Genomic DNA, 10,182 nt, shown 5'->3' with positions numbered 1-10,182 from the left:
GCCGCACTCGGTGGTCGCCGCCCCGGAAAGGAATGTAGTTCCTGGACGGCGCCCCTTGGATGCGGTGCGGTTGGCACCCGGTGCCGAGGCTGCCACCCATCATCGCTGAGCAGTTGCGCACCGTGATCGGGCAACCTGATCGAAGCCGGGCACCGGGAGCCTGGTGATCCGGATGCCTGCACCGAAACCCTTCCGCACCGCCGAGCCAGGACCCCCAGAAAATCAATAAACAGCAACCAAAGGTTAAGAGGGTGTCTTATGTGGCAAGTCTCTTGTAGCAGGTGAGACCGGCAGCGAGTTGCAGAAATGCTGCGAAGAGACGGCCGTGGCGTTCGTAGCGGATCGTCAATCGTGGTCGTATCGACAGCATCCATCCCTGCCTAGAGCCGACACGCCGGACAACTTCCGGGTCCGTGTTTTGGGTCTGCCGCCGCACCAGCGGCGGCAGACCCAAAACAGGCTATGAGATACGAAAAACAACCGGCGACGCACAGTTGGTGCCGATTCGAATGTGTTGTTCGGTCTGTTCGGCGCACTCGGCCGTGTTGACTGATTCTTCAGATTCGCTGTGCTTCGAGTGCCAAGATGGGCATGAGCATCAGCCCTTCCTCAGTAAACTCCGGGTAGAAGTCGTGTTGCGCAAACCGGTTCAGCAACGGCTCAGGTGGCTTGAATCCCTCCATATGACCGGGCTGCAGCCCGATGATAGACCAGTCCGGTGCCGCGAACGTCGTGCGCAGTTCCTCCTCCGAAATTGGATATAGTCCGTTTGTCTCGATACGATCGTCGAGATCGGCGGAGAATTGAATCAATCGGCCGCCAGGTTTGAGTACCCGGACCAATGCCGCCACATGCGCCTTGCGCTGCACAGGGTCCAAACAATGATAGAGCTGACTGCTGACGACCGTGTCGAATTGGCCATCGTAACCGTGCAGGGCGGTTGCGTCGGCAGTGTCGAAAGTCAGCGGTACTCCCCGCTCGTCCGCTCGGTGGCGGGCCTGTGCGACGGCGGAAGCCGCGATGTCGAGACCGGTCACCTGGTATCCCAGCTCAGCCAAATACGTGGCGGTATCGCCTGGTCCGCAACCGACGTCGAGCACCTGGCCGGTGATACATCCGGCCTCCTCGAACGCCATGAGCAACGATTGCGGCCTGCCGATGTCCCAAGGTATCCGTTCGAAGGCCATACCGTCGACGGCTACCTCGCCTTTGTAGACGAGGTCGAAATCTACTCGCGCCGACTCATTCTCCGCTGCTTCCTTGTTATCCACCATCAATCCCGTCCCTTCTCACAACGGCCGTCGTCTACGACCGAGTCCAATTTCCTAACTTTCAGATCAAGTCCGCACGTTCCATGCACGTCACCGCGCGTCGATCAGTCGAGGTGGCCACCCGCTATCTACCGGATAGGCCTGAGCTCCTGCCGCTATTCAGCGCAACGCCGGTCCAGGCGACTCGGTGCCGCCGCCCAACGTCGTCGATGACCGGAACCGCACTTTGGTAGATGCGTTGCCATCGGGCCTGTGCAGCTGCTCACGGTTGCGGGGCGCCATAGTGGGCAGCCGCGCACCTTCCCCATAGCCGTGATAGCGGTAAACGACGGGCGCTACATCTTCCAGGCGTACGCCAGAGCGGCATGGGTCGCAAACGCGCGCAGCAGCGGAACAGGCCGGCGAACATGTGACCTTGCGGAGGGGCCGGCAGGCGTCGACTGCCCGGCTGGTCGAAGTTCCGATCGGAGAGCGCCCGCCTCTGCTGCGTCAACTAATCCGGACAAGTTCTCGCTCCGTTGCGAACCGCTTCGTCACGAACGGGCTGGCTGATGCACCGACCCCTGATGCCGTCGCGGCCGCGGCCGACAGAATCGCGGTCTTCAAACTGGAGCCGACCGGACGAGCGGCGCGGTCGGGTATGAAACGCGGGCGGCAAACGCGCCCCCCGCTCAAGGCACCTCCGATGGGTTCGAAGGCGGGTGCATCGGAATGGTAAGACCGCGGACGGCTGTTCGACGAGCACGGCACGCGGCTACAGACGATCGACGTTATGGGTACGGAGCCGGTGGCTCGGCAGACATCGACAAGATACTGACCGCAGGCGTACACGCTGCACCGTGGACGCGTCGCAACAGATGACTTCACGGTTCGACTAGGACAACAGCGGCTGAAAAACGCTCAGCTGGAATAGGATTCACGCCGACGACATATCGGATCATCGACCCCACCGGCCTGAAGACACTAATGTCAGCGAATTCCATCGACGATAATGTCCGATCAACGGAACGAGTCCACGTGATCGACGGCCCACTCGGCAAAGGTACGCGCCGGGCGACGAAGAATCTCTTCGACCTCGTTGGAGACCAAGCCTCGTTGCCCGTATGACTCGGCCTGCATCGTAAGGAAACCTTCGGCAAGCGGCGTCGGTATGCCGGCACGGATCATCGCTTGGGTAGCAGCGTCGGGCGAGATCTCTTCGAATCTCAGACTTCGGCCGATCGCCGCGCCGATCGCGGTTACCATGTTCGGCTGGGTCAGCGAGTGCGGTCCGGTGAGCACCGGTCGTCGACCGAGGAGACCGTCGGTGAGCAGAGCGTGCGCGCCGACGGCGGCGATATCGTGTTCGTGAATCGGTGCCCAGGTAGAATTCGGATACGCACCGCGGACGACCTCACCAGCCCGGATTTGCCCCGCCCACATGGCAATCGCATTGTCAGCGTACGCACCCGACCGCAATGCCACCCACTCGAGGCCGGATTCCACCACCGCAAACTCGACTTCTTTATTGTATTCCCCGCGCAGACGGGACGGTTGTCGTTCGACATCGAACTCGACGTTTAGTGCCGACATTGTCACCATCCGCTTCACCCCCTGCTCCCGGGCGAGGGCGATCAACTCAACCCCTGCCGCGCCAACCGCCCGCGGATTGACGAATATCGCTGTGACGCCGACCAGAGCATCACGCAAAGTCTCAGGTTCCGATGGTTCAGCTTGGATCACCTCGACAGCGGCGGGGAATCGAGCGGATGTCATATCTCGGGTAACAGCACGCACGCCGACGCCTGCATGGTCGAGCATTCCGACGAGCGGTCGCCCTACCGTACCGGTGGCTCCGGTAATCAGAATCATGATGTTCTCCTGGTTCGGTTGTCGGCGAAATCCGGGAAGGCAAGTGCGGCGTTCCCCTGCCGAATGTTTACAATTGACCGAATGACCTCGTGAAGCTGTCGACCGGATGGCGACCGATGCCCGCGTTCGCGTCGGTCATCCGGCCGATTGCGCACCCGCCGGCACCTTGGTCCAGCCAACGGACAACGAGAGACGCGTGGAGAGAAGTACAACCGGGCGCCCGGTGCCGACCTCATCGCCGCCCGGTCCTCCATCATCTGTGGATGAGGACTACAAGCGTCCGGCCGCTCCACTGGATGGTCGCCAATAGGTCCAGCCGCCGCGATGGGCCAAGATCGAGAACAGCCGCATTCGTGGCGATCCCTCGCAAACTGAGTCAATTTCTGGTGAGTGACCCGATATTCAGAACGTAGGGGGTTCCGCCGGCGTCGGTGCCGGCCATGACCGAGGACTGACGTCCGTTTTCGGCAGCAATCGTCCAGAAAGTTTTGGTTTCGCCGCCGCACTGTTGGATAGATGGGTGCAGAACAGCGGTATTGCCGTCTGCGTGCAGAGTCCAGTCGCAGCCGTCATCGGTGTGGGCCACGATGATTCCGCCGCCGCCAGGGGTGAAGGTCACCGATCCGGTTTGAGTAATCGGTGGTGCTGTAAGGATGTTGGTGAGTTTCACCGGGTCAGGATGATCATAGGTCCATCGACCCTCGAATCGCCGCATCGTCTCGGCCTGGTCCTCGGTTCCGGTCTTCGTTCGGCGGCCGTCGGCCAGCCCGAAGCTGAATTCCACCCCCGAGTTGTAACTGGTGGCATGTAATGTTTCCTGCATATGACCGTTGCCGTCGACGGTCACCCGCCAGGTATCGATGTTGTAGCCCGAACCGATCACCTTGTTGAAGCAGTACTGGTCGCGAGATGCCAGTTCGAGCCGGTCGGGCAGGACCGTGAAACGCCAGGTGCATCCCTGGTCTGTCCGGCCGATCACACCGCCACCGTCGCGTTCGAAGGTAATGTTGCCGATCTGCGGGATCCGTACCGGCAGACCGAAAAGGTTTATCATCGCAACATTCGTATCGCCGGCGGGCTGGTCGTAGTTCCAGGTGCCGAGATAGCGGTCGGCGACATCCGATGGCACCGCCGAAGCGACGCCGGGTTCGGTGATTACCGATGCCGTCGATGCGGCAAGGCCGAACGTAACCATCGTCAGTAGTCCGCGGAAGATAGCTGATCGCTTACGCCGTGTCATAGGAATTTCCTTTATCTCCTGGGAAGAATGGTCGTTTTGAAGTTATGCGAGGACGGAGTAGTTGCTGCGGAATATGTGATCCGGATCCACGCGGCGTTTTATGTCGCGGAGACGGGTGAGTGCACCGGGAGTGAAGGCATCGGCGGCCGACTGGCCAGGTGCCAAGAAGGTGAAGGGTGTGCGGTTGCTGAGACGCGCGTCCAGCGCCGTCCTGAAGTCCTGTACGCGAGTCCGGATCGCCGCTGCGGCTTCCGGCGCTGTCGGGAGGCCCTGGAAGGTGATCTGATAGGGTTCTGCGATCGCACCGGCCGGGGTATCGGACGGACCGGCAAATGCTCCGCCCAGATGACGTATCTGCACGATCAGTAGCGGATCGATCGGCCTTGCCAGCAGTTCCTCAGCGGTGTCGCCATCTAGACGGGCCAACAATTGCGTATGTCCCTGCGACCGACCAGGCTTGGTCGGCTCGGCGGCGATGGTGCCCAGTTCTGTCATCGGCAGAGGCCGCCTGTTATCGGAGATGCGGCCCCCGATGGAATCGAACTCTCTCAGCAACGCGTCACCTACGGCCGCCTCGCCCAAGTAGGCGATGTCGACACCGACTAGCGGCGGCCGGGGGCCGGGAGGGTCGAGTAAGTTCAACCAGACACTCAGCTCGTCGACGGCCGAGGCGGTGATCGTTCGGAAGGCTTCCAACACCCGCGGGGCCCGGTCGACAGGCCACAGCATTCGCCCGCCATAGAGCGCCGGTGCAGGATAGAGATCGAGTTCGACTGCCGTCACGAGAGCGAAGTCGCCTCCACCACCACGCAACGCCCAGAACAGGTCGGCATCGGAGTCGGCGGTCACTCTGGCCAAATCGCCGTTGGCGTCGATCACCTCGAAAGCGGTGATGCTGTCGGCAGCCCACCCGTGTTTGCGGCCGAACCAACTCAGTCCGCCGCCCAGCATATAACCGACCACACCGACAACCGGTGAGCTACCCGCAAGCCCCGTCAGACCGTGCGGCGCGACGGCTTCCTGCAGTCGCCCCCATGAGACACCCGCACCGACTCGGGCCGAGCGGGCAACAGGATCGACCCGCACCTCATCGAGCCGCTTCGTACGCACCAGAATCGTGTCCTCGACCTCGCCGGAGGCGCCATGGCCACTGGGCTGGACAGATATCGTGGCCCGGGTGCGACGGGCGAACCGCACAAGTGCCGCGGCGTCGGCAGCATCGGCCACTTCGGCAACGGCGGCCACGGATTGGTCGACAGCGAGATTGAACGGAAGCCGCGCCTGGTCGAACCCGGTATCTCCCGGCAACAGCACTGGCCCCTGGATTGCAGAGCGCAGATCACCACCAGCCCTGGCTTCAGCACGCATGGTGGCGCCATCGTTCGAACACGCGGCCAGCGCCATGGATGTAGCGAGTCCCCCACCCAGCGCCAGGAAGCGACGCCTGTCGATATCGAAGTTCGGGGAATTCGTTACGCCTCGTATGGGCATTCATGTACCTCTATTCACACTCGTGTATTGCGGTGATACTGCCGAGCTGTCCTCATGGCCCGATCGCGCCGGCGATTCCCGATCACGCTCGGGACGCAACCCTGCCGTGTCGACCCCGGATCAGGCACCTGGCGTTGCGGAATGGTCAGCCGTCGTGACGGCGTTCGATCGCCGCCAGGCCGAGAGCACCGAAGGCAATTGTCGCCAGCACGACGCGAACAACATGCGCCAGTTGCCATTGATCGCGGACGCTGGCCCAATCAGCGGGCGGCGATGCAACGGTCCACGCTTGCTGATCGGTATTGATCGGAAGGTTGACGAGCATGGACAAAACCAGAACGCCTGCCAGAAGCACCAGCGCGGCAGCCGGCAGCCAACGGGCAGCACCCCGCCGCAACCACCGTCCGAAGACGACGACGGCCGTCGTCGCAATAGCAGGCAGCAAGGTCACGCTCGCAAGCGCATCGAGCCCAACGAGTTCGATCTTCCGCACCTGGGTATACACCGAGCCGTCGGCGCTGCGCATGGAAAGCTCCAGCACGAGGACAGCCACCAAGAAGCCGGCGAAGATCCCGGCCAACATCAGGCTCGAGAGCACTGCATACCCGAGAGCCACTCCGGTCCGCCTACGTCTGGATACCTGCTCAACAACCATCACCATCTACCCCTAGCAAGATCGGTTCTAATACAGAGACAATATAGTACGGTTTTAATATTATACGACGTAGCCTGTAGTGCCGCCGAGTTCGTTCGAGTGAGACGTCAGGTAGAGGACGCAAGACATCTGGGCGGGTACCCAATGGATGCATGCCCGCTCGCCACGACCACTCCCTCGGCGCCACAGGCCATCTCAACGACCGGCCGGGGCGCAATCTCGGGAATCAAACATCGTTTCAAGGTGGTCAGCGCGCATCAGCCGGCGAGTCGGCGATCAGCTTCCCCGGCTCCGATCGCCGTGGCGGGAACGAACCGATAGGGGCCCATTCACGTTCGACTGCCGATGCCGAGCCGGATCGAGCCCGGTCCGGCTCGACCATCGGGTGCCCGCCGTACTGCGGCACCCCATCGTGCAGTCGATGATGCCTCGAGCGTCGAGGGCAACAGCAATTGGGCAATGGTGCACAACCCGCGACAGATACACAGAGAAGGTCGCGAACCCACCCCGCCGTGCAGCGCGCCGGGCGCCCTTTGCTCACACTGTCGTCCGACAGGCAGTCCAATTTCAGGGAGGGCCGTTGCACCGAACGGGCCATCAGCGGTCCAGTCGAACGTACCCGAACGCGGCAGGCGACCATGGGCGGAATGCACATCCCGAGTGGAACAACCCGGAACGATTTAGATTCTCGCGGGCGGACGCCACACGAAGCGAGTCGCGCGACCATGAACTCGACTATCGCGAACCGGTTCAGATGTGGACCCCCGCAGGCCCCTCGTCGAATACCGTCGTGCAGATCATGGGCCGAGCGGTCAAGTCCAGTTCGGGATCGTCGTTCATCCCCTGTAGCGCTTGCTGCCACTCAACATTCTTCCGTGCCTCATCCAGCGCAGTCCCGCTCTCCCACTCGCCCACCATGACATAGGTCAGCTCAGTCGGAGCGCTCATCACCTGAAACATTCGAACACGAAGGAATCCTGGCGCCGCCATCATGCACTCGGCAGTTCGCTTCCAGTGGGCCATGAACCGGTCCCGTTGGGGGGTCGGCACCGAGAAGACATTGATGAAGGTCACGGGCTGCCGAGTGGCGGCAGGAGTAAGGCCAAAAGGAGTGGTCATATTGTCACCTTATATGACAATCGCGATGTGGGTTGCTACCTATGTGGCACGTGGAATCGGCCACTTGACGACCGCGCCGCCTTCCTGCTCTCCAGATCGTCCACCACGTCTCACGCAGATTCACCGCCGGCCTCACCCTCTTCGGCTCGCCCCGGTACCCTTCGGAATCCTCGGCTATCTCGTCGCTGCCGATGGGCGGAGCCAGCAGCGGCTCGCCGACCTGTTGCACGTTCACCGCCACACCATGGTCGGACTCGTCAACGAGCTGGCGGAACTCGGGCTCGTCCGACGCAGCCCTCACCCATACGACCGTCGTGCCCATGTAGCGCATTTGACAGACGGAGCCCACCGGGTGCTCGACATCGCCCAGACTCAGGCCCAATCCATCGAGGAATATTTTCACCCCTCGACGACGCCGAACGCGCTCACCTCATCTGCCAATTGCGCCACTTGTCCGCTCGTGCTGGATTGACCCAGGCGTACACCCGGCCTGCAACGCCGGCGACGCCCCTCATCCCGGAGAGTTGTTGCACGCGATCGACTCCAAGCGAAGCGCAATTAACGCCGGGCAGCCACGAACCGAAATGACCGCGAACGAGATTCGCCGCGGCCAACCAGCCGGCGGGCGGCCGAACTTCCAAACCGGGGCAGCAGCCCGCCTACTGGGCATACCGCCATAAGGAGCCCACCCCGCCGGCGGAGGAAGAGCTAGGGCTGCGGGCGGTCTCATGCGATGGTCGACACAAGGGTCGACCGACCGTCGACCAGCGCACACACCAATCACTAGCGATGTGACCTGATTGTCACTTATAATGACATTATGACATTTCCTGTTGGACACACCAAAGCCGCCACGGACCGGCCGGTCACTCTCGTCAACGCCTTCTCGGTTCCGATGACACAGAAGAACCGCTTCTTGAGCCGCTGGAAGGACAACGCGCGGTGCATGACAATGGCAGCCGGGTTCATCCGCGCACGGATGCTCCAAGCTGTCAACGAGAATGCCGAGCTGACGTTCATCAACGTAGCGGAGTGGGAGAGCGGAACCGCGCTCGACGCCGCTAGAACCAACCCGGAATGGAAGCAATCGATCCAGCGGATGAACGATGACCCCGCGCTCGATGTCACCGCACTCCCGATGGTCTACCGAACCGTCATCGATGCCGCGCCCGGGGATCTACTCCCCTGACAGATACCGTGCGCAGAAGCCGAACGGAGCAACCAGCACAAACGTGCCGCCGGGAAGGGCCACAAGGAAGTAGGGCACTACCTCCGTCTTCTCGGCTAACTTCGGGCAGGTGCCGGTCTAGTGTTCCGCGCCTGAAATACGTTGGTCAATCGTAGGATTCGGCGGTGGTGAGGACTGGGCGCCCGAGGTCGGGTCCGGAGTTGGTGGTGACCGGGGCGCAGCGTCAGGAGTTGGTGCGGGGTGCGCGGGCGGCGACATCGACGCAGGCGTATGCGTAGCGGTGCCGGATCGCGCTGGCGTGCGCGGAGCCGGGCGCGGCGAACACGCAGGTGGCGACACTGCTTGGTGTCCGCCGATGACCGTGGCGAAGTGGCGGAAACGCTTTATCGAACACGGGCTGCCCGCACTGGCCGACGAACCCCGGCCGACGCGGCCGCCGTCGATACTGTTGGACCGGGTGGAACAGGTACTGGCGTTGCCCCTGGAGCAGACTCCGCGTGATGCTACGCATTGGTCGCGGTCGTCGACGGCCGGACGGACCGGGCTGTCGAGATCGACGATCGGGCGGATCTGGCGGCGGTTCGAGCTGAAACCGCATCTGGTCGACGGGTTCGAACTGTCGACCGATCCACTGTTCGTGGAGAACAGTAGTGGATGTCGTCGGCCTGTACCACAACCCGCCTGAGCGGGCTGTCGTCCTGTGCGTGGACGAGAAATCACGTGCGCCACGAGGCGCTGATTGTAGCCGTGCGGGAGGTGGTGCCCGCCGCCGGTCGTCGTAGCGGTCGGTCGAACCTGGAGGCAGGCCGAACCTCACAGCGACCGACCACCTGGACCTGTTGAACCAGAGCCTCATCAATGCGGGGCCCAGGCCTATGGCTCAGTACACCCTTGCCCGCGCTGCATTGTTCGCCAGCGCGAGAACGGTGTGAATACTCGCGCCAGAAGGGCAGAAAGATCGACGAAAACACGCGCTCTGGGTTGCGTACGAAGACGTCCGGTACCTCCGAAACGATGGCGAGCAGTTTCTGAGCAGCAGCCTGGGCAAGAATATTCCGGCCACCACCAAAGCTGAGCTCAGAGCCCAAGTTCAGGCACCAGTCGATGGGGTCAAAGGGATCGCCAGGCAGATGGGGATCAAGCTGGGCGCTAGTGCCTCGTCCAGATAGGTTGCGGCTGTAATCCGGGTGTCGGTTTGATCGTCTGGCCGCCGACGGCGATGCTGCCGGTGGAGGTGGTGTCGATGGCCCGTAAACCAGAAGTATTCGTGCGGGAGGTGACCCCGGAGGAAGGGCACCGGTTGCAGAAGATCACCAAAACGAGCAAGCAACCGATCAGGACCCGCCGCGCGATCGTGGTGATGGCC

The 10,182-nt window shown here is 62.3% G+C and carries 9 protein-coding genes; 3 read left to right on the top strand and 6 right to left on the bottom strand.

Translation table 11 applies throughout. The features are described 5' to 3' along the window. Positions 1-557: 557 nt before the first annotated feature. The 6 genes from IEY68_RS35635 to IEY68_RS35610 all read right to left on the bottom strand — a co-directional run bounded on the left by IEY68_RS35635 (position 558) and on the right by IEY68_RS35610 (position 7,627). Positions 558-1,274, bottom strand: coding sequence for a class I SAM-dependent methyltransferase (locus tag IEY68_RS35635; RefSeq protein WP_058854621.1), 717 nt, complete (start codon positions 1,272-1,274; stop codon positions 558-560). A 996-nt stretch (positions 1,275-2,270) separates the two neighbouring features. Continuing rightward, complete coding sequence (locus tag IEY68_RS35630; protein ID WP_058854620.1) at positions 2,271-3,122, bottom strand: NAD(P)H-binding protein; 852 nt, start codon at positions 3,120-3,122, stop codon at positions 2,271-2,273. Between the two features lie 376 nt (positions 3,123-3,498). Next, a complete protein-coding gene (locus tag IEY68_RS35625) occupies positions 3,499-4,317 on the bottom strand; it encodes a hypothetical protein (RefSeq protein ID WP_229719238.1) in 819 nt (272 codons plus the stop codon). Between the two features lie 87 nt (positions 4,318-4,404). Next, complete coding sequence (locus tag IEY68_RS35620; RefSeq protein ID WP_082681304.1) at positions 4,405-5,766, bottom strand: FAD-binding oxidoreductase; 1,362 nt, start codon at positions 5,764-5,766, stop codon at positions 4,405-4,407. Between the two features lie 232 nt (positions 5,767-5,998). Continuing rightward, entirely contained in the window at positions 5,999-6,451 is a 453-nt protein-coding gene (locus IEY68_RS35615) for an anthrone oxygenase family protein (RefSeq protein WP_199804925.1), read from the bottom strand. A gap of 807 nt (positions 6,452-7,258) precedes the next feature. Then, positions 7,259-7,627 (bottom strand): antibiotic biosynthesis monooxygenase family protein, encoded by a 369-nt coding sequence (locus tag IEY68_RS35610; protein ID WP_063916471.1) that lies wholly within the window; start codon positions 7,625-7,627, stop codon positions 7,259-7,261. Between the two features lie 13 nt (positions 7,628-7,640). Between IEY68_RS35610 and IEY68_RS35605 the strand changes: the two genes are divergently transcribed. The 3 genes from IEY68_RS35605 (at position 7,641) to IEY68_RS35595 (ending at position 9,501) form a co-directional block, all read left to right on the top strand. After that, positions 7,641-8,099: a MarR family winged helix-turn-helix transcriptional regulator gene (locus IEY68_RS35605; RefSeq protein ID WP_189094722.1), complete on the top strand. Its 459-nt coding sequence runs from the start codon at positions 7,641-7,643 to the stop codon at positions 8,097-8,099. Positions 8,100-8,447: 348 nt separating this feature from the next. Beyond that, positions 8,448-8,816, top strand: coding sequence for an antibiotic biosynthesis monooxygenase family protein (locus IEY68_RS35600; protein ID WP_063000867.1), 369 nt, complete (start codon positions 8,448-8,450; stop codon positions 8,814-8,816). A gap of 355 nt (positions 8,817-9,171) precedes the next feature. Next, positions 9,172-9,501: a helix-turn-helix domain-containing protein gene (locus IEY68_RS35595; protein ID WP_058854615.1), complete on the top strand. Its 330-nt coding sequence runs from the start codon at positions 9,172-9,174 to the stop codon at positions 9,499-9,501. Positions 9,502-10,182: the final 681 nt, after the last annotated feature.

The sequence above is a fragment of the Nocardia jinanensis genome (genome assembly GCF_014645735.1).
GTDB lineage: Bacteria > Actinomycetota > Actinomycetes > Mycobacteriales > Mycobacteriaceae > Nocardia > Nocardia jinanensis.
This window is presented reverse-complemented; position numbering and strand designations above follow the sequence as displayed.